This window comes from Nonomuraea sp. NPDC048892 (assembly GCF_040649735.1).
Classification (GTDB): Bacteria; Actinomycetota; Actinomycetes; order Streptosporangiales; family Streptosporangiaceae; genus Nonomuraea; species Nonomuraea maheshkhaliensis.
The window spans coordinates 1-19,380 of the sequence record NZ_JBEZFZ010000024.1; the positions used below are offsets into that span (position 1 = coordinate 1).

Here is a 19,380-nt window from a genome sequence, read left to right on the forward strand (position 1 = left end):
ACCTGCTGATCGGCATCGGCGAGGCGCTGATCACGGCCGCGACCGTCGGCGCCGTGCTGGCCGTGCGGCCCGACCTCGTGTACGGCGCCCGCGGCTTGGCCAGGCCCCTGGTCCTGCGCGGCGCGGGCGGCGAGAGCACGACCGTGGGCGAGCCCGAGCCGGTCGCCGCGGGCCGGTCGCTCAAGCCGTTCCTGCTCGGGGGCGTCGGCGTGACGCTGGTGCTGGCCGGGCTGGTGTCCTTCTTCTCCTCCTCCTCGCCCGACGGGCTGGAGGCGGTGGCCCAGAACGAGGGCTTCATGGAGCGGGAGAGCGGCCACCTGTTCGGCGAGTGGGCGCTGGCCGACTACGGTGACGTGGGCGGGATCCCCGTCGGCGTGGCCGGCGTCATCGGTGTCGGGCTCGTGCTGCTCATCTCCGGCGCCGTGGCCTACGCCGCGCGGAGACGTAGCGAGATCCCCGACGAGACCAAGGCGTGACACGTGGGCGCGGGCCATCATCACCAGCTCTACCTGCCGGGCGACTCGGTCGTGCACCGGCTGCCGCCGCAGTGCAAGCTGCTCGCGGTCTTCGCCTTCGCCCTGGTGGTGGTGGCCACGCCGCGCGAGAGCCTCTGGGCCTTCGCGGTCTACGCCGTCCTGCTCGCGGGTGTCGCGGCGGTGGCCAGGGTGCCGCTGCCGTACGTGCTGCGGCGGATGGTGATCGAGGTGCCCTTCGTGCTGTTCGCCTTCTTCATCCCGGTCATCGGGCTGGGAGAGCGGACCACGGTGCTGGGCCTGTCGCTGAGCGTGCCCGGTCTCTGGGCGGCCTGGAACATCCTGGCCAAGGCCACCCTCGGCGTGGTCGCCTCCATCCTGCTGGCGGCCACCACGGAGCCGCGGACGATTCTGCTGGGGGCCCAGCGGCTGCGGCTGCCGGGCCTGCTGGTGCAGATCGCCATGTTCATGCTCAGGTACATGGACGTGATCCTCGACGAGATGCGGCGGATGCGGGTGGCCAGGGAGTCGCGCGGGTTCGTGGCGCGTGACCTGCGGCACATTCCGGTGCTCGCCAGGTCCGCGGGGGCGCTGTTCATCCGTTCGTACGAGCGGGGCGAGCGGGTGCACCTGGCGATGCTGAGCCGCGGCTACGACGGCCAGATGCCGATAATTCATGAAATGTCGGCGTCTGTACGCCAATGGGGGACCGCGCTCGCCCTGCCCGCGGTCGCCCTGGCAACATGGGGACTGACGTGGTGAACTCTCTCGAAGTCCGGCAACTCGCCTACGCCTACCCCGACGGCACGCAGGCGCTGTTCGGCGTGGATCTGTCGATCGCCAGGGGCGAACGCGTCGCCCTGCTCGGCCCCAACGGCGCCGGCAAGACCACGCTCGTCATGCACCTCAACGGCATTCTGCCCGCCGGGCACGGGAGTGTGGCCGTGGCGGGCACCCCCGTGCGCAAGGACACGCTGAAGGAGATCAGGCAGCGCGTCGGCCTGGTCTTCCAGGATCCCGACGACCAGTTGTTCATGCCCACCGTGCGCGACGACGTGGCCTTCGGCCCGGCCAACGCGGGCCTGCGCGGCGAGGAGCTCGACCGGGTGGTCAAGGACGCGCTGGAGCGGGTGGGCATGCTGGAGGCCGCCGACCGGCCGCCGCACCACCTGTCCTTCGGCCAGCGCCGCCGGGTCGCGGTGGCCACGGTGCTGGCCATGGCGCCCGAGATCCTGGTGCTCGACGAGCCGTCGTCCAACCTCGACCCGGCCGCGCGCAGGGAGCTGGCCGAGATCCTGCGCTCCCTGGACGTGACGGTGCTCATGGTGACGCACGATCTGCCGTACGCGCTGGAGTTGTGCGAGCGCTCGCTCATCCTGTCCGGCGGCGTGATCGCCGCCGACGGGCCCACGCGCGAGTTGCTGTCCGACCCGGACCTGCTGGCCGCGCATCGCCTGGAGCTCCCGTACGGGTTCGCCATCCCCGCACCGTGAGCTCCAGGAATGTGAGCCCCAGGTTGCCGCAAGCCTCCGAGATGGGTAGAAACTCGGGAGCATGGCTCTTGACGGGGCTTTTGGTACGCGATTAGGCCCGCCTTGTCCTCCTGCATCCGACTTTTCGTAGTTTGTGCATGCCCGCTATCCGGGGATGTCGAAGTACAGTGGCTCATCGAGGAGGGGCCCAATGAAGCTGCGGCTTGCGCGACACGCCCTGGGCGACGCCGTGGTGGTGGCCGTCGAGGGAGAGCTTGACCTGTTCACCGCACCGTTCCTGCGCGACGAGGTGCGTGACGCCATCAAACAGGACAGCGCCAGGCTCGTGCTCGATCTGCAGCAACTGTCGTTCATGGACTCCAGCGGCCTGTCCGTGCTGATCGAGGCGTGGCGCCTGGCGACCGGCGAGGGCGGCGGCGTGTCCCTGGCGGCGCCCCAGGCGCCCGTGGCGCGCATCCTGCGCACGACGGGGCTCGACCGGCGGATCAAGGTGTATTCCGACGTCGACAGCGCCGTGGGCGAGATTTAACCGCCCCCGAGTAGAACTTCATTCGGTAGGCGGCTAGGGTCCGGGATATGGACGTGAACGGATCTGCAGCAATCATCTCGGGCGGCGCCAGCGGCCTGGGCGAGGCCACGGCTCGCGAGCTCGCCCGCGCCGGGGCCACGGTGGTCGTCGCCGACCTCAACGAGGAGCGCGGCAAGGCGGTCGCCGACGAGCTCGGCGGCGTCTTCGCCAGGACTGATGTCTCCGACGACGAGCAGGTACAGGCGGCCGTCGACGCCGCCGTGGCCACCGGCAAGCCGCTGCGGGTGGTCGTCAACAGCGCCGGCATCGGCTGGGCGGAGCGCACGGTCAACCGTGACGGAAATCCGCACAACCCGGCCTCCTACCGCAAGGTCATCGAGGTCAACCTGATCGGCACGTTCAACCTCATGCGCCTGGCCGCGGCGGCCATCGCCAAGACCGAGCCCGCCGACGCCGACGGGCAGCGCGGGGTAGTGATCAACACGGCCTCCGTGGCGGCCCTTGAGGGACAGACCGGGCAGCTGGCGTACTCGGCCTCCAAGGGCGGCATCGTGGGCATGACGGTGCCCGCCGCGCGCGACCTGGCCGCGATCGGCGTGCGGGTCAACACGATCTGCCCCGGCATCATCGACACTCCCATCTACGGCTTCTCGGCCAACGCCGACGAGTTCAAGGCGAAGCTGGTGGCGCCGGTGGTCTTCCCCAAGCGCATGGGACGGGCCGACGAGTTCGCCCACCTGGTCAGGTCGCTGATCGAGAACGACTACATGAACGCCGAGGTCATCCGCTTCGACGGCGGCATCCGCTTCCAGCCCAAGTGAGGTCTCGTGTCTGACGAAGTGCTCGTCGAGGAGTCCGCCGCCGAAGGGTCGGGCGCCGAAGGATCGGGCAAGGTGGCGATCCTCACCATCAACCGCCCCAAGTCCCGCAACGCCGTCAACGGTGCCGTGGCCAGGGGCATCGCCGACGCGCTCGACACGCTGGACGCGCGTCCCGACATCTCCGCGTACGTGCTGACCGGCGCCGGCGGCACCTTCTGCGCCGGCATGGACCTCAAGGGCTTCCTGACCGGGGACCTCCCGGTCGTCGAGGGCCGCGGCTTCGGCGGGATCACCGAGGCGCCGCCGAAGAAGCCGCTGGTGGCCGCGGTCGAGGGGTACGCGCTGGCGGGCGGGTTCGAGCTGGCGCTGTCCTGCGACGTCATCGTGGCCTCGTCGGAGGCCAAGTTCGGGCTGCCCGAGCCCAGGCGCGGGCTGGTGGCGGCCGCGGGCGGCATCATGCGGCTGCCGCGGCGGATCCCGTACCACGTGGCCATGGAGATCGCGCTGACCGGCGACCACTACCCGGCCGCCCGCCTGTACGAGCTCGGCCTGGTCAACCGGATCACCGAGCCGGGGGCGGCCCTGGAGGGCGCCCTTGAGCTGGCCCGCAAGATCGCCGCCAACGCGCCCCTGGCGCTCGCCGCGACCAAGCGGATCGTCATCGAGTCGCAGGACTGGTCGCAGGAGGAGATGTTCGCCAGGCAGAGCGCGATCGTCAATCCGGTGTTCGGCTCGAAGGACGCCATGGAGGGCGCGGCGGCCTTCGCCGAGAAGCGCGCCCCTCAGTGGAAGGGCGAATGACCCCCTCGGTCCCGTCCGGCTGAGAGTCCCCTCCCGTCCCATGGAACGGGAGGGGACGCCTTCGACGCGCGCACAGCCGTTCCTGGTTACGGTAAAGAGAGAGCAGTCGACCGACCGGGAGGGCGCATGAGCGACTATTCGGGCTCCAGATTCGAGCCGGCCAAGCGCGGCGCCGCAGCTCTGTTCTCCGGTGCCCTGAGCGCGCTCATCATCGTCGTCGGCATGCTGGTCGTGATGTGGGCGGTCGAAGGGGTCGACTTCTTCCTCGGCGGCTCGCTCGACCGGCAGTTCGGCATCGTCGGCTGGGAGCCCGACGGCCTGGTCGGCATCGTCTTCGCGCCGTTCCTGCACGGCGGCTTCGGCCACCTGATGGCCAACTCGGTGCCGCTGCTGATCCTGGGCTTCCTGGCCGGGCTGCGCGACGTGGGCAAGTTCCTGTGGGCCAGCGTGCTGATCATCTTCATCGGCGGCCTCGGCACGTGGGCGACCAGCCCCGGCGTCTACACGGTCGGGGCCAGCGGGCTCGTCTTCGGCTACTTCGGCTACATCCTGGCCCGCGGCCTGTTCGACCGCAGCCTGCTCGACATCGCGATCGGCATCGGCGTCGGCATCGCCTACTGGGGGATCCTGGCGGGCCTGCTGCCGAACCAGCAGGGCATCTCCTGGCAGGGACACCTGTTCGGCCTCATCGGCGGCGTGGTGGCCGCCTGGGTGCTGCGCCGCAGGCGTACGCTTCCGCCCGCCAGGACCACCTATCCGTACTGATCGCTCAGAGGTGGGGCCGGGTGTGCTCGGCGGGTGAGCTCGCCAGCAGCCGGTCGATGTAGGCCAGGCCGACCGCCGACACCACGAACGCCAGATGCATGATCGTCTGCCACATCATCTTGTCGTTCGGCGTCGACTGCGCCCTGATGAACGTCTGCAGCAGGTGCACCGACGAGATGCCGATGATGGCCGTGGCCAGCTTGACCTTCAGCACGTTCGCGTTGACGTGGGAGAGCCACTCGGGCTCGTCGGGGTGGTCGTTGAGGTCGATGCGCGAGACGAACGTCTCGTAGCCACCGATGATCACCATGATGAGCAGGTTGGAGATCATCACCACGTCGATGAGCGCCAGCACCGTGAGCATCACCACGACCTCGGGCGAGGGCGCGTTCGCGACGGCCGTCTCCCCGTGCAGGAACACGGTCTCGATGAGATGCCACAGCTCCAGGGCGAACTGCCAGACATAGACGGCCTGGGCGACGATGAGGCCGAGATAGAGGGGGACCTGGAGCCAGCGGCTGGCGAACATCAGATAACCGAGGCTCTTCGGCCGTACGGTCCGTCGGGGAGTGGCGGACAAAGGGGGGGTTTCCTACTCGTCGGTGGGCAGATATCAGCAAAAGCCAGCACCGGCGGATCGCCGGTGCTGGCCGAGATGAGCGGGAACGAGGTCGGCTAGAGGCGCTCGACCACGTAGTCGACGCAGACCGTCAGCGCCTCGATGTCGGCCGGGTCGACGGCCGGGAACATCGCGATGCGCAGCTGGTTGCGGCCCAGCTTGCGGTAGGGCTCGGTGTCGACGATGCCGTTGGAGCGCAGCACCTTGGCCACCGCCGCGGCGTCGACCTCGTCGGCGAAGTCGATCGTGCCGACCACCTGCGAGCGGAACTCGGGCGCGGCGAACGGCGTGGTGTAGGAGGTCTTCTCCGCCCACGTGTAGAGCCGCGAGCTGGAGTCGGCTGTGCGGCCGGTGGTCCAGGCCAGGCCGCCGTTGCCGTTCATCCAGTCGAGCTGGTCGGCCAGCAGGAACAGCGTGGCCACCGCCGGGGTGTTGTAGGTCTGGTCCTTGCCCGAGTTGTCGATCGCGACGGGCAGGCTGAAGAACTCGGGCACGTAGCGGCCGCTCGCGGCGATCTCCTCGACCCTGGCCAGCGCCCGGGGCGACATGATCGCGATCCACAGGCCGCCGTCGGAGGCGAAGCTCTTCTGCGGCGCGAAGTAGTAGACGTCGGTCTCGGCGATGTCGACGGGCAGGCCGCCGGCGCCGGAGGTGGCGTCGACCAGCACGAGCGCGTCGTCGCCGCCCACGCGCGTGATCGGCATGGCCACGCCGGTCGAGGTCTCGTTGTGGGTGAGCGCGTAGACGTCGACGCCGTCCTCGGCCACGGCTACCGGGTGGGTGCCGACCTCGGCCTTGATCACGCTCGGCTCGGCCAGCCAGGGCGCCTTCTTGGTGACGGTGGCGAACTTCGAGGAGAACTCACCGAACGACAGGTGCTGGGACTTCTCGCGGACCAGCCCGAAGGCGGCGATGTCCCAGAACGCGGTGGTGCCGCCGTTGCCCAGGACCACCTGGTAGCCCTCCGGCAGCGAGAACAGGTCGGAAAGACCCGACCGCACCCGGCCGACGAGGTTCTTGACCGGCTTCTGGCGGTGCGAGGTGCCCATGAGGCTCGCGCCGGACGCGGCGAGCGCGGCCAGTTGCTCGGTGCGAACCTTCGAGGGCCCACAGCCGAACCGGCCGTCCACGGGCTTGATGTCAGCGGGAATAACGATGTCAGCCACGTAACGGAGCCTACCGACCGGCGTGGAATGGCTCGTACGCGGTCCGGATTCTGAGACCTGTCAAAGTCTCACCAAGGATGCCGTACCAGAGCGAAAAGAAACGGCTACCGCGCAGCGTGGGGCCGCGCGGTAGCCGTGACGGGAATTCCCGTGAGGGAGACGTTCAGATCTTGCCGGTGACCTCGGCGGCGCCCGGGACGTCGCCGAGCGGGCGCGAGGCGGGCCCGATGTAGTTGGCACTCGGGCGGACGAGCCGGCCCGTGAGCTTCTGCTCCAGGATGTGCGCGGCCCAGCCGGCCGTGCGGGCGCATGTGAACATAGAGGTGAACATGTGGGAGGGGACCTCGGCGAAGTCGAGGACGACGGCCGCCCAGTACTCCACGTTGGTGGCCAGCACGCGGTCGGGCTTGCGGGCGTGCAACTCCTCCAGCGCGGCCTGCTCCAGCGCCGCCGCGACCTCGTAACGAGGCGCGTCGAGCTCCTTGGCGGTCCTGCGCAGCACGCGGGCGCGCGGGTCCTCGGCGCGGTAGACGCGGTGGCCGAAGCCCATGAGGCGGTTGCCCTTGTCGAGCTCGCCCTGGACGTACTTCTTGGCGTCGCCGAGCTGCTCGACGCCCTCGATCATGTGCAGGACACGCGCAGGGGCGCCGCCGTGCAGCGGACCCGACATGGCGCCGACGGCGCCGGACAGGGCGGCGGCCACGTCGGCTCCGGTGGAGGCGATGACGCGGGCGGTGAACGTCGAGGCGTTCATGCCGTGCTCGGCTGCGGAGGTCCAATAGGCGTCGATGGCCTTGACGTGCTTGGGATCAGGCTCACCGCGCCAGCGGATCATGAAGCGTTCGACGATCGTGTCGGCCTCGTCGACCCGGCTCTGCGGAACCATGGGCAGGCCGAGGCCGCGCGCGGACTGCGCGACGAAGGACAGCGCCATGACGGAGGCACGGGCGAGCTGGTCACGAGCCTCCTCGCCGCTGATGTCGTGCAGCGGCTTGAAGCCGTAGGCCGGCGCCAGCATGGCCAGCGCGCTCTGGACGTCTACTCGGATGTCACCGGAATGGACAGGGATGGGGAACGGCTCCGCCGGGGGCAGGCCCGGCTGGAACGTGTTGTCGACCAGCAGGCCCCAGACCGCCCCGAACGGGACCTGGCCGACCAGCTCTTCGATGTCGACGCCCCGGTATCGAAGGGCGCCCCCTTCTTTGTCCGGTTCCGCGATCTCGGTTTCGAAAGCTACGACGCCTTCGAGCCCGGGTTTGAAGTCGGACATACTCGGCCGCCTCCCCTTCTGTTGCCATGTTTGGGCAATGCCTTGATGTCGAGATACCGGCGGGTCAATTTAACCCCCTCGCAGCTCATGGTCGGTCTCGGGACCCGCCGTAAGCCCAAACCCGCTGGTCGGGAGCGGTGCGTGGGATCTACCACGCGAGCGCGACAGAATACCGTCTCGTGGATGCCACCCCGCGCCCGCCCATGCTGGCGGGGCTTCGCCGTACGTACGAGGGCGAGCCGCTGCTCGAATCCGACGTCGCGTCCGACCCCATCGCGCAGTTCACCGCCTGGTTCCAGGACGCGCTCGACGCCGGCCTGCCGGAACCCAACGCCATGGTCCTGGCCACGGCCTCCGCAGGAGGCCGCCCGAGCGCCAGGACGGTCCTGCTGAAGGGCTACGACGAACGCGGATTCGTCTTCTACACCAACTACGAGTCGCGCAAGGGCCGCGACCTGGCCGAGAACCCGCGCGCGTCACTGCTGTTCCCGTGGCATCCGCTCCGCCGTCAGGTGCGGATCGAGGGCACCGTGGCGCGGATCTCCCACGAGGAGTCGGCCGAATACTTCGCCTCCCGCCCCTACGGCTCGCGCGTCGGCGCGTGGGCCTCGCGGCAGTCGGCGGTCGTCCGGTCGAGGGAGGAGCTGGACGCCCGTTACGAGGAGCTGGCGGCGCGCTGGCCGGAGGATCCGCCGGTGCCCGACTTCTGGGGCGGGTTCCGGGTCACGCCCATGGAGCTGGAGTTCTGGCAGGGGCAGCTCGACCGGATGCACGACCGGCTGCGGTACCGGCGGACCCGACCCGGCTGGGTGCTGGAGAGACTTGCCCCTTAATGTGCCTTAAGTGGCAATCGGGGAGCTGGTAAGACGTCATCTGGTGGACACCCGGCCGCTGGGCGTGCCCGCGTACCGGCGGATCTGGATCGGCCAGGCCGTCTCACACGTCGGCGTCGGCGTGACCGTCGTGGCGGTCGGGCTGCAGGTCTTCGAGCTCACCCGGTCCTCGTTCTACGTCGGCCTGATCGGCATCGTCAGCCTGGTCCCGCTGATCGTCTTCGGCCTGTGGGGCGGGGCGGTGGCGGACGCCGTGGACCGGCGCAAGCTGCTCATCGTCGGCTCGCTGATCGCCTGGGCCTCCACGCTGATCATCCTCGCCCAGGCGGCGCTCGGCCTGAACAACCTCTGGGTGATCTTCGGCGCGGTCGCGCTCAACTCCACCGGCTTCGCCATCACGGGCCCGACCAGGGGCGCCATCATCCCGAGGATCCTGGAGCCCGAGCTGGTGCCGGCGGCCAACGCGCTCAACTCGCTGGTCTACAGCCTCGGCGCGGTCCTGGGGCCGATGATCGGCGCGATGGCGCTGGCCACCCCGGCGAAGTTCGCGGCGGCGTACTCGGTGGACGCCCTGCTGTTCACCGCGAGCCTCTACGCGGCCCTCAAACTGCCTCCACTGCCTCCGTTAGGAGAGGTGACCCGTCCGGGGGCCCGGGCCGTCTGGGACGGCCTCAGCTTCATCGTCAGCAGCCCGGTGCTGCTGATGTCGTTCGTGGTGGACATCATCGCGATGGTGTTCGCCATGCCACGGGCGCTCTTCCCCGAGCTGACCGCCGAGCGCTTCGGCGGCTCGGAGATCGCGCTCGGCTGGATGACCTCCGCGATGGCCATCGGCTCGGTCGCCGGCGCGCTGTTCTCCGGCTGGGTCGGGCGGGTGAAGCGGCAGGGGGTGGCGCTGTCGGTCGTCATCGCCGTCTGGGGCGTGGCCGTGGCCGCCGCCGGGCTCGCGCACGAGCTGTGGCTGGTGGTGGCGTTCATGGCGGTCGGCGGCGTGGCCGACGTCATCTCGTCGGTGTGGCGGCAGTCGATCCTGCAGCTGTACGCGCCGGACGAGATGCGCGGGCGGCTGCAAGGGGCGTTCATGGTGGTCGTGGCCGGCGGGCCGCGCCTGGGCGAGCTGCGCGCGGGCGCCATGGCGACGGGGATCGGGCTGAGCGGGGCGTGGGTGGGCGGCGGCATCGCGTGCGCCGTCACCGTGCTCATCGTCGGCCTGTCGGTGAGCGCCTTCAGGAACTACCGGGCCGGCTGAGGATCGCCCGCGTGATGTGCGCGGCAGGACGCCGTACGACGTAGGTTGTCAAGATCGAAGCGGTCGGGAAGGAACTCGGCCGCTCCGTTGTTGCCGTCCTTAAGCATCGCCGGTCGTTCTCCCCATAGGGTTCCTGTGACTCCTGCGCCCGCTGCGGACGGGCTCAGTCCCCGCCTTGACCGGCGTACCATTCAGTTGGGAGGAGCCTTGACCGCACACGGCCTGATCGACACCACGGAGATGTATCTCCGCACCATTTACGAGCTCGAAGAGGAGGGCATCGTCCCCCTCCGCGCCCGGATCGCCGAGCGTCTGCAGCAGAGCGGCCCCACCGTGAGCCAGACCGTCGCCCGGATGGAGCGCGACGGCCTCGTTCGCGTCGAGGGCGACCGGCACCTGTCGATGACCGAGCTGGGCCGCACCCTGGCCACCCGCGTGATGCGCAAGCACCGCCTGGCCGAGTGCCTCCTGACCCAGGTGATCGGGCTTCCCTGGGAAGAGGTGCACATCGAGGCGTGCCGCTGGGAGCACGTCATGTCGGAGTCCGTCGAGTCCCGGCTCGTGACCCTGCTCGACAACCCGACCATCTGCCCGCACGGCAACCCGATCCCCGGCCTGGCCGAGCTCGGCGCCAGAGAGCCGGCCGACAGCGCCGACACGCTGACCACCATGTGCGACCTCGCGGGAACGCGTGACACGCCGGTTGTCGTGCGTCGAATTAGCGAACAAGTGCAAAGCGATCCTGCTGTGATGCTTAAACTCAAGCAAGTTGGGATACAACCCGGACGCGAGGTGACGCTCGCGGCGAGCGACGACGGTGTACGGGTGACAGGTGACGGTGACGCGAACGACACTCCTGCGGATCTTCCGCGCGACATCGCGGCGCACGTTTTTGTCTCCAAGCGCTGACGCGCGCGCCGCTACTTGGTTGAATCCCTCCTGGGAGGCCCTCCACTCCCCCCTGGCCAAGACTGTTGCAGGAGCGCTCGTGGTCCGCTTTGCATACACGCCACCCCGAGGAGTGGTCTCCGGATGAAGCGTTGGGGGGATCTGTCACAAGAAGCGGCTGATCACCTTGCTGCCGGGTCCGTGCTCGATCACGCCGAAATGGCGGTGGTCGTGACCGACCGTTTCAGCAATCTCCTCTATTGGAACCCCTTCGCCGAGAAGCTGTTCGGGCGTCAGGGTAAGTCGCCTTCGCGTGACTCGTCCGTCCTGTCCCTCGGGATCATGGAGAAGGACCACCCGCTGGCGATCGAGCTGGCCAAACACGTGCTCAAGGGCGGCGTGTGGGAGGGCACGTTCGACGTCAGGCGCGGCGACGGCACCATCGTCTACGTCCGCGCCCAGGCCGTGCCGCTGCGCCACACGTCCGGCACGGTGACGGGGATCGTCATCATGGCCCGCGAGGCGCTGCGCAGCAACGAGCGCGAGAAGGACCGCTTCGGCCTGCTCGAACGCATCGGCGAGCGGCTGGCCGGCTCCCTCTACGTCGAGGAGACGCTCAAGCGCGTCGCCGAGATGCTCATCCCGCAGTTCGCCGACCACTGCTTCATCGAGCTGATGGAGGGCGACCGGCTCGTGCGCAGGGTCTCCCAGCACGTGCAGGGGTGGGCGCCGCCGTCGGGAACATGGAAGCCGGTGGGGGCGGAGATCCGCTACCCCTCCGGCCACTACGCCGACACCGCGCTGCGCCGCCAGGAGACGATCCTGGTGGAAGACTTCTCCAACAGCCGCTTCCCCGCCCCCCACGAGAACAGCGCGCGGCTGTGCGGCGAGATCGGCATGACCTCCGCCATCGTGGCCCCGCTGCTCGTGCGCGGCGAGACGCTCGGGCTGATGTACCTCGGCCTGTCCAACCTCACCGACCGCCGCAGCCCCCACTACGACGCCTTCGACCGTGACTTCGTCGGCGCCATCGCCACCAGGGTCGCGCTCGCCATCGACAACGCGCTGCTGTTCGAGGAGGAGCGCCACACGGCCGAGTCGTTCCAGAAGCACCTGCTGCCCAGGGCGCTGCCGCAGCTCGACGGGCTGCAGATCGCCGTGCGCTACTACCCGGCGGCCCCGCTGGCCTCCCACGGGCAGGGCATCCAGACGCAGGTGGGCGGCGACTGGTACGACGTCATCCCGCTGTCGGCGGGCCGCGTCGGCATCGTGATCGGCGACGTCGAGGGCCGGGGCGCCAAGGCCGCGGCCATCATGGGCCAGCTGCGCGCCGCGCTGCGGGCCTTCGCCCAGGACGACAAGTCCCCGGCCGACATCCTGGCCAGGCTCGACGAGTGGACCCGCATCATCGCCACCCCCGAGCAGGACGACAACGGCGCCGAGGTCAGCATCCCGCCCATCGTGACCTGCCAATACCTGGTCTACGACGCCTGGTCGCGGCAGCTCTCGTTCGCCAACGCCGGTCACGCCCCGCCGCTGCTGCTGGTCGACGGTCAGTGCCGCGAGCTCGACATCGAAGAGGTCGGCCAGCCGCTCGGGGTGCGCGCCAAGGGCCTGCACGCCGACCTGGTCTACAAGGAGGAGACGCGTACGCTGCCGCCGGGCGCGGCGCTGCTCCTCTACACCGACGGCCTGGTCGACCGCCGCCCGACCCGCGACGGCCGGATGCCGACCGAGGAGGAGACACTCGGCGTCCTGTGCGACAAGCTCGCCAAGATGGCCGACGCCGAGGTCGAACGCATCGCCGACGCCGCCACCGTGGCGGTGCCGGGCGAGATCGACGACGACATGGCCATCCTCGTGGTCCGCTCCAGCGACGTCGATCTCGACGTCGAGTCGCGCACCTTCCCCGCCCAGCCGATCATGGTGAGCGAGGCGCGCCGCATGGCCGCGGAGGCGTTCTCCAGCTGGAACGTACCCGAAGAGCGGGCCGAGCTGGCCTGTCTGCTGGTCTCCGAGGTCGTCACCAACGTGGTGCTGCACGCCGCCACCGCCGGGGTTCCGCGCAGGGAGCTGGTCGTGGAAGGGCCGCCGCTGCCGTTCGAGGAGTCCTGGGACACTCCGGGCTTCGAGGACGAAGTGGTCGGCGACAAGGAGTTCACGCTACGGCTGCGCAGGGGCGACGAGTCGGTCTGGGTCGAGGTGTTCGACCAGGACCTGCGCCTGCCCCGCATCCGCAGCGCGGGGGAGAACGACGAGGGCGGGCGCGGGCTTTACCTGGTCGACCAGCTCGCCAGGCGCTGGGGATCGCGTCCCACCAGGGAAGGCAAAGCCGTCTGGTTCGAGATTCCCACGCGCGGCAGGTGAATGATTAGCTGGCGCCATGGAGCTGGCCTTCGAACGACGGGGCACCGGTGCGCCGCTGATTCTCATCCACGGCATCGGCCACCACTGGCAGGGGTGGCTGCCGGTCATGGACCGGCTGGCCGCCGCGCACACGGTGATCGCGCTCGACCTGCCCGGTTTCGGGGTCTCTCCCGGGCTGCCGCCCGGCATCCCCTACACCGCCGAGACGCTCGCCGACGCCGTCGAGTCCTTCTGCGCCTCGCTCGGCATCCGCGAGCCCGCTGTGGCGGGCAACTCCCTCGGCGGCTACATCGCGCTTGAGCTGGCCTCGCGTGGCGTCGTCCGTACGGCGACCGCGCTGTCCCCCGCCGGCTTCTGGTCGCGGCCCGAGCTGCTCTACTGCCAGGCCGTGCTGCGCGCCCTGCGCTCCTCGGCCCGCTCCCTGTCTCCTGAACAACTCGCCATGACGGCCGGCAACCGCCACCTGCGCGCGGTGTCCGCGGGCCTGCTGGTCGCCCGCCCCGGCCGGCTCGACCCCGCCGCGCTCGTCGCCGCCACCCAGGCGCTCGGCCAGGCCGCCGGCTTCGAGGAGACACTGGAGTCGTTCGGCGGCCTGATGCCGCCCGCGCCGCCCAAGTCGCCGATCACGATCGCGTGGGGCGAGCACGACCGGCTGCTGCCGCGCCGCCAGGCCGTACGCGCGGCGCGCTGGTCGGGGCAGCGGGTCAAGCTGCTGCAGGGCTGTGGTCACCTGCCGATGAGCGACGATCCCGCGCTGGTGGCCCGGGTGATCCTGGAGTCGGCGGCCCGGTAGCTAGATCTTGGTCTGGCCCCAGAGCATCAACATGACCAGCACGAACACGATGAGCACGCCGGCATAGCCGACGGGCCCCAGGCGGAACGCCCGGCGCACGCGGTTGAGCAGCCAGGCGAACAGCAACGCCAGGAAAACCAGGAGGATCAGGCCGCCGTCCATGGTGTCCAGTATGCGGCGTGAACGGGCGCACCGCGCGGGGACGGCGGAAGCGGCATGACCTCCTCGCGCGGGCGCGGTGCCCTGTTTTTTTGCACGCGGGCGCGTCGACCGTATGTCAGAACCCGAAGGACCTGCCGATGATCTCCTTCATGATCTCGGTGGTGCCGCCGTAGATCGTCTGGACCCGGGCGTCCAGCCACGCCTTGGCGACCGGGTACTCGGTCATGTAGCCGTAGCCGCCGTGCAACTGGAGGCAGCGGTCGATGACCTTGGTCTGCAGCTCGGTGGTCCACCACTTCGCCTTGGCGGCGTCCACCGCCGTGAGCTCCTTGGCGTTGAGCGCGAGGATGCACTTGTCCACGTAGTGGCGGGCGATCTCCGTCTCGGTGGCCAGCTCCGCCAGGACGAACCGGGTGTTCTGGAACGAACCGAGGTTGCGGCCGAACGCCTGGCGCGTCCTGCAGTACTCGATGGTCTGCTCCAGCACGACCTCGGCCGCGGCCACCGCCGCCACGGCGATCGACATGCGCTCCTGCGGCAGGTTGTTCATGAGCTGGAAGAAGCCCTGGCCGTCCTCGGGGCCGAGGCGGTTGGCGGCGGGCACGCGTACGCGGTCGAAGAAGAGCTCGGCCGTGTCCTGGGCCTTCATGCCGATCTTGTCCAGGTTGCGCCCGCGGGCGAACCCCTCCATGCCCCGCTCCACGACCAGCAGCGTCACGCCCCTGGCGCCCGCCTCAGGATCGGTCTTGGCCACCACGACGACGAGGTCGGCGTTCACCCCGTTCGTGATGAACGTCTTCTGGCCGGTGAGCACGTAGTGGTCGCCGTCACGCTCGGCCCTGGTCGTGATGCCCTGCAGATCGCTGCCGGCCCCCGGCTCGCTCATGGCGATGGCGGTGATCAACTCACCGCTCACGAACCCGGGCAGCCAGCGCTGCTTCTGCTCGTCGTTCGTCAGATCCACCACGTACGGGGCCATGACGTCGTTGTGCAGGGAGAAACCGAGACCGCTCGCCGCGTTTCTGATGATCTCCTCGACGATCACCGCGTTGTAGCGGAAATCGGTGATGCCCGCGCCGCCGTACTCCTCGGGCACGGAGAACCCGAACATGCCGAGTTCGCCGGCCTTCTTCCAGACCTCGCGCGGGACAATGCCCTCCTTTTCCCACTGCTGGTGGTGCGGCACGACCTCACGGGCCATGAATTCACGCACGGTCTCCCTGAACAGCAGGTGCTCTTCGTCGAAGAGGTCTCGCCGCATGTCGCCTCCGGGGGACAGAACTCCATTCGGTTAGCGCCAGGTATACCCCCTTTCGTGGTGCCGGAGGAGCCTGTGGACACGGGTTCATCACAAGTGCCGGAGGAAGCGGCGTTCGGTGTGTGTTGCGGGTGTTTTGGACTCTAAGATCTACCCTCGGTCTATTTGTGGGTGATCGGAGTCTCCGTGAGTCGGTGGCACAAGGCGTTGATCGCCGCTTCGATTGGATCCGTGGCGACATTAGGCGTCGTGGTGCTCCCTGGCGTACCCGCTTCCGCCGCACCCGCCGACCTCGTCATCGACTACTCCTGCTCGTCCGAGGGGAACACCAGCAGCATCGTCCGCCACGGCGCGGTCAAGCTGCGGACCAACCTCACCTTCGCCACCGATCTCGCGGTCGGCGGCCCGCTGAACTTCACCTGGAAGCTCGCCTACACCGGCTCCGACCCCAACCGGCTGCAGTCGCCCGGCTACTTCAAGGCGGGCGGCCTGGTGCACGCGACCGGCCAGATCAAGCTGGAGAAGGACTGGAAGGGCATCCTGGAGCCGCAAGGGGTGTCCGACGCCGCGGGTGCGCTGCGCCCCGACGACGAGTTGCCGCTGCCCGAGCTGATGAACGATCCCGGCCTGACCAACAAGGCGGGCGTCGTCAAGATCACCCCGCAGGACATCGAGCTCGACTTCACACCGCCGGACGGCCCGGTCACCGTCAACGACGGGGACGACGCCGACAACCCGAGCGACATGGGGATCGAGTACAGCAGCGGCTGGGCCTCGCTGGACGACCGGCCGGCTTCCGAGCACCACGTGCACAACGACCTGCACGAGACCACCCAGAACGGCGCCTTCGCCGACCTGACCTTCGTCGGCACGAGCGTGAAGTACATCGGGCCGACCGACAAGGACTCCAGCCCGGTCAACGTCTACATCGACGGGGCTCTGGTGTCGACGATCGACCCGTCGCGCGACGCCGACGACGACCCCGTCAACGACGATCTCGACGGCGGCAAGACGCTCTACACCTCGCCCGTGCTGGACTACGGCCGGCACACCATCAGGGTGCAGAAGGCCGCCGCTACCGGGCAGATGTGGGTGGACGCGTTCGAGGTGTCCACAACCACGGCCGAGACCCCGACCGGTTTCCACAAAGCGAAGTGCACCATCGTGGGCACCGCGCCGTCGGTCGAGGTGACCATCGGCGGCGGCACGGACCCGACCGATGACCCCGACCCCACGGACGACCCGGATCCGACGGACGACCCGGACCCGAACAACCCCGACCCGGGTAACCCCAACAACCCGGACCCGGGTAACAACGGTGTCGGTAACGGGGACGGTCTCACCAACGTGGTCGTCATCCCCCAGGCGTCCAACTCGTCCTCGTCCACGCCGAAGAGCACCGGGCCGACCGCGACCAAGTACTACAAAGCACCCCAGGTGGCCAAGACACCCAGTGGTGGCGTCGAGACCGGGGTGGCGCCCGATGCGGAGCGGCATCCGTACGGGCTGATGGCCGGAGGGATGGCGCTGGTCATGGGGACCGCCGGCGGTGGGCTGCTCATGCGCAGAAGAAAGGCCGAGCACGCGGGAGGAGCGCACTCATGACCGACCAGAACACACCGGATCACGACGCTCCGGCTCCGGTCCCGGCTCCGTTCGCGGTCCCGGCCGCGCCGGCGGAGAAGACGCCGATGCAGAAGGCGCTGCCCGGGCTGCTGATCGCCGGCTCGCTCGGCGGTGTCGGCCTGGTCATGGTGAGCCTGCTCTCGCTGGCGCCGCCGGTGGACGACGGCTCGGGCCCGCGGCCGGTCGCTGCGCCGCAGGACGTGCCGACCACGGTGCAGATGCAGAACGCGGGCGCGTTCATCCTGCCGCCGACGGTCGGCCCCGGCGGCAAGAACAAGCCGCTCACCCCGGCCCGCCTCGACGCCCCGCCGCCGCTGGCCGCCGTACCTGTCATCCCGGCGATCCCCAAGGCCAAGACGAAGACCGCCAAGGCCAGGCCGACCCGCATCAAGATCCCCAAGATCAAGGTCAACTCCGCGATCGGCGGGGTCACGGTGAGCAAGAAGGGCCGGCTCGGCACGCCGCCGCTCAGCAGGCCCAACCAGACCGGCTGGTACAGGCTGTCGCCGGTGCCGGGCGAGGTGGGGCCGGCGATCATCAACGGCCACGTCAGCACCCGCAAGGGCCCGGCCGTCTTCGATCGTCTGCGCGAGCTGGCGAAGGGTGACCAGATCTACGTGTACCGGTCGGACGGGAAGGTCACCCGGTTCACGGTGAGCGGGATCGAGCAGGCCAGCAAGAGCTCGTTCCCGACCAAGCGGGTGTACGGGAACACCAACGACTCCCAGCTCAGGCTCATCACGTGCGGCGGGGTCTACAACCGGACGACGCATCACTACACGGACAACATCGTCGTGTACGCAACGTTGTCCAAGAAGAAGGGCTGACCGGAAGTTGGGATCTTTTCGCCTGTTTACGGGAAGTTGACAGGGACAGTTCGTAGGATCTCAACCTAACCGTGACCAACGGCTGGAATTCTGGCACGACTGTTGACACTGCTTTGAAACGGAGATGGACCCGTGCTTATGTCCCAGGTGGGGCGCCGCCTCGCCCATACGACGTCCGCGTTGGGATTAGTAGGCGCGCTGGTCGTCCTCGTTTGCGGCGTCTTCGTCATGGCGACACCGACGACGGCATTCGCGGCAACGAAGACGTTCTCCTACACGTGTCAACCTGGCGGGCCGTATACGGTCACGGCGAGCACGCCGATCACGGTGACGTTGACGTCGCCTGCTTCGGTAACGGCGGGCCAGACCTTCGACCTGACTGTCGGCATCTCGGCGTTGACGCTGGCGGCTGCTCCCCAGGCCGCCACCACTGTGGCCGTCAATCTGGCACTGACGCCGTCGGGCGGCACGGTCACTGAGCCGACGACCCCGAAGCCGGGGGCGCCCATCACGGTCGGCCAGACCACGGTGCCTGCCGGAAACGCTACTTACAAGGTCGCGGTCAACTCCACCACGACAGGCAAGATCAGCCTGGACCCCGGCGATCTGAAGCTCGGAGTCACCTCCCCTGCAAGCAGCACCACGACCAACTGCAGCACGACCTCGACCGAAGTCCTGGATGTCCCGATCGGCACCGGTGGCGGTGGCGGTGGCACCGGTGACGACGTGCTCACCTACAAGTGCACCGTCGCGGACGACTCCATCACTGAATACCCGGCTGATGTCGACATCAAGGTCGGAATGACGCCGCCGGCCACCGCCACCGTCAACACCGACGCCTCCATCACGTGGACCGGCACCGTCGACAGCACCAGCTCTGACCCGCTGACGATCCCGTCGGGCTTCCCCACCACCGGCTCGAAGGTCTTCGTCACGATCAAGCCGAGCGGCGCAGGAGCTTCCCCGACCGCGACAGGCGAAGCCGCCCTCACCAACCCCACGGTCGGCGCGGACCTCACGACGCTGCCCAACGTCACCATCAAGGTCAGGCCCACCATCACGGGCACCCTCTCATTGACGGCGGGCGATCTGGGTTTCGGCACTTCGTCCGGTGCGGCGTTCATCAAGTGCGCCGCCCCCACGACGAACCTCAAGACGTACTCGGTCACGGTGGTCAGCGGCACGGCGAGCCCGAGTCCGACCAACACCAGCCCCACCCCGACGAACACCAGCCCCCGCCCCACCACCACCCGCACCCACACCGAGACCGTCACCCCGACGACCACCAGGAAGTCGCAGACCCCCAAGGCGGGTGCTGACACCGGTGCCGGTGGGACGATGGGGCCCGATGGGCGGTTGTTCATCCTGACAGGGACCGGGCTGGTCGCGGCGGCGGCGATCGGTGGGCTGGTCATGCGACGCCGTTCCGTCAAGGGCTGA

General features: G+C 69.1%; 20 protein-coding genes. 15 read left to right on the forward strand and 5 right to left on the reverse strand.

The genetic code is table 11. The annotated features are described in order from the left end of the window. The 7 genes from AB0C28_RS44110 to AB0C28_RS44140 form a co-directional block, all read left to right on the forward strand. A partial coding sequence (locus tag AB0C28_RS44110) for a PDGLE domain-containing protein (protein ID WP_358081869.1) occupies positions 1 to 476 on the forward strand: 476 nt, incomplete at its 5' end. A 3-nt stretch (positions 477 to 479) separates the two neighbouring features. Continuing rightward, complete coding sequence (gene cbiQ, locus AB0C28_RS44115) at positions 480 to 1,235, forward strand: cobalt ECF transporter T component CbiQ (RefSeq protein ID WP_358081871.1); 756 nt, start codon at positions 480 to 482, stop codon at positions 1,233 to 1,235. Continuing rightward, positions 1,217 to 1,966 carry an ABC transporter ATP-binding protein gene (locus AB0C28_RS44120; protein WP_358081874.1) on the forward strand — a complete coding sequence of 250 codons (750 nt, stop codon included), beginning with the start codon at positions 1,217 to 1,219 and terminating at the stop codon, positions 1,964 to 1,966. Before cbiQ ends, AB0C28_RS44120 begins: the two co-directional genes overlap by 19 nt. Positions 1,967 to 2,156: 190 nt before the next feature. Beyond that, complete coding sequence (locus tag AB0C28_RS44125) at positions 2,157 to 2,495, forward strand: STAS domain-containing protein (protein ID WP_101785558.1); 339 nt, start codon at positions 2,157 to 2,159, stop codon at positions 2,493 to 2,495. A gap of 47 nt (positions 2,496 to 2,542) precedes the next feature. After that, the gene (locus AB0C28_RS44130; protein ID WP_357845433.1) at positions 2,543 to 3,316 is read left to right on the forward strand and encodes an SDR family NAD(P)-dependent oxidoreductase; all 774 of its coding nucleotides are present in this window, start codon (positions 2,543 to 2,545) and stop codon (positions 3,314 to 3,316) included. Positions 3,317 to 3,322: 6 nt separating this feature from the next. Next, positions 3,323 to 4,117 (forward strand): crotonase/enoyl-CoA hydratase family protein, encoded by a 795-nt coding sequence (locus tag AB0C28_RS44135; RefSeq protein WP_357845430.1) that lies wholly within the window; start codon positions 3,323 to 3,325, stop codon positions 4,115 to 4,117. A gap of 126 nt (positions 4,118 to 4,243) precedes the next feature. After that, positions 4,244 to 4,882 (forward strand): rhomboid family intramembrane serine protease, encoded by a 639-nt coding sequence (locus AB0C28_RS44140; RefSeq protein ID WP_358081877.1) that lies wholly within the window; start codon positions 4,244 to 4,246, stop codon positions 4,880 to 4,882. Positions 4,883 to 4,886: 4 nt separating this feature from the next. Here the strand turns inward: AB0C28_RS44140 and AB0C28_RS44145 are convergent, their stop codons facing one another. The 3 genes from AB0C28_RS44145 to AB0C28_RS44155 all read right to left on the reverse strand — a co-directional run bounded on the left by AB0C28_RS44145 (position 4,887) and on the right by AB0C28_RS44155 (position 7,937). Beyond that, the gene (locus tag AB0C28_RS44145; protein WP_358081880.1) at positions 4,887 to 5,411 is read right to left on the reverse strand and encodes a TIGR00645 family protein; all 525 of its coding nucleotides are present in this window, start codon (positions 5,409 to 5,411) and stop codon (positions 4,887 to 4,889) included. A gap of 146 nt (positions 5,412 to 5,557) precedes the next feature. Next, entirely contained in the window at positions 5,558 to 6,667 is a 1,110-nt protein-coding gene (serC, locus tag AB0C28_RS44150) for a phosphoserine transaminase (RefSeq protein WP_358081882.1), read from the reverse strand. A 163-nt stretch (positions 6,668 to 6,830) separates the two neighbouring features. Then, the gene (locus tag AB0C28_RS44155) at positions 6,831 to 7,937 is read right to left on the reverse strand and encodes a citrate synthase 2 (protein ID WP_346103296.1); all 1,107 of its coding nucleotides are present in this window, start codon (positions 7,935 to 7,937) and stop codon (positions 6,831 to 6,833) included. A 203-nt stretch (positions 7,938 to 8,140) separates the two neighbouring features. Here AB0C28_RS44155 and pdxH point away from each other — a divergent pair, with 203 nt between their 5' ends. The 5 genes from pdxH to AB0C28_RS44180 all read left to right on the forward strand — a co-directional run bounded on the left by pdxH (position 8,141) and on the right by AB0C28_RS44180 (position 14,067). After that, entirely contained in the window at positions 8,141 to 8,770 is a 630-nt protein-coding gene (gene pdxH, locus AB0C28_RS44160) for a pyridoxamine 5'-phosphate oxidase (RefSeq protein WP_346103375.1), read from the forward strand. A gap of 10 nt (positions 8,771 to 8,780) precedes the next feature. Continuing rightward, entirely contained in the window at positions 8,781 to 10,019 is a 1,239-nt protein-coding gene (locus AB0C28_RS44165; RefSeq protein ID WP_358081884.1) for an MFS transporter, read from the forward strand. 207 nt (positions 10,020 to 10,226) lie between these two features. Next, on the forward strand, positions 10,227 to 10,928 hold the full coding sequence (locus AB0C28_RS44170; protein WP_358081886.1) for a metal-dependent transcriptional regulator: 702 nt from the start codon (positions 10,227 to 10,229) through the stop codon (positions 10,926 to 10,928). A 123-nt stretch (positions 10,929 to 11,051) separates the two neighbouring features. Further along, complete coding sequence (locus AB0C28_RS44175) at positions 11,052 to 13,274, forward strand: SpoIIE family protein phosphatase (RefSeq protein ID WP_357845413.1); 2,223 nt, start codon at positions 11,052 to 11,054, stop codon at positions 13,272 to 13,274. A gap of 16 nt (positions 13,275 to 13,290) precedes the next feature. Beyond that, complete coding sequence (locus AB0C28_RS44180) at positions 13,291 to 14,067, forward strand: alpha/beta fold hydrolase (protein ID WP_357845410.1); 777 nt, start codon at positions 13,291 to 13,293, stop codon at positions 14,065 to 14,067. On the opposite strand, the gene AB0C28_RS44185 is transcribed toward AB0C28_RS44180, so the two are convergent. After that, the gene (locus AB0C28_RS44185) at positions 14,068 to 14,229 is read right to left on the reverse strand and encodes a hypothetical protein (RefSeq protein ID WP_346103304.1); all 162 of its coding nucleotides are present in this window, start codon (positions 14,227 to 14,229) and stop codon (positions 14,068 to 14,070) included. Between the two features lie 115 nt (positions 14,230 to 14,344). Continuing rightward, positions 14,345 to 15,490: an acyl-CoA dehydrogenase family protein gene (locus tag AB0C28_RS44190; protein ID WP_357845407.1), complete on the reverse strand. Its 1,146-nt coding sequence runs from the start codon at positions 15,488 to 15,490 to the stop codon at positions 14,345 to 14,347. Positions 15,491 to 15,718: 228 nt separating this feature from the next. Here AB0C28_RS44190 and AB0C28_RS44195 point away from each other — a divergent pair, with 228 nt between their 5' ends. The 3 genes from AB0C28_RS44195 (at position 15,719) to AB0C28_RS44205 (ending at position 19,380) form a co-directional block, all read left to right on the forward strand. Continuing rightward, a complete protein-coding gene (locus tag AB0C28_RS44195; RefSeq protein WP_358081889.1) occupies positions 15,719 to 17,092 on the forward strand; it encodes a hypothetical protein in 1,374 nt (457 codons plus the stop codon). Then, positions 17,089 to 17,940, forward strand: coding sequence for a class F sortase (locus AB0C28_RS44200; protein WP_358081892.1), 852 nt, complete (start codon positions 17,089 to 17,091; stop codon positions 17,938 to 17,940). Before AB0C28_RS44195 ends, AB0C28_RS44200 begins: the two co-directional genes overlap by 4 nt. Positions 17,941 to 18,087: 147 nt before the next feature. Next, positions 18,088 to 19,380 carry a hypothetical protein gene (locus AB0C28_RS44205; protein WP_358081895.1) on the forward strand — a complete coding sequence of 431 codons (1,293 nt, stop codon included), beginning with the start codon at positions 18,088 to 18,090 and terminating at the stop codon, positions 19,378 to 19,380.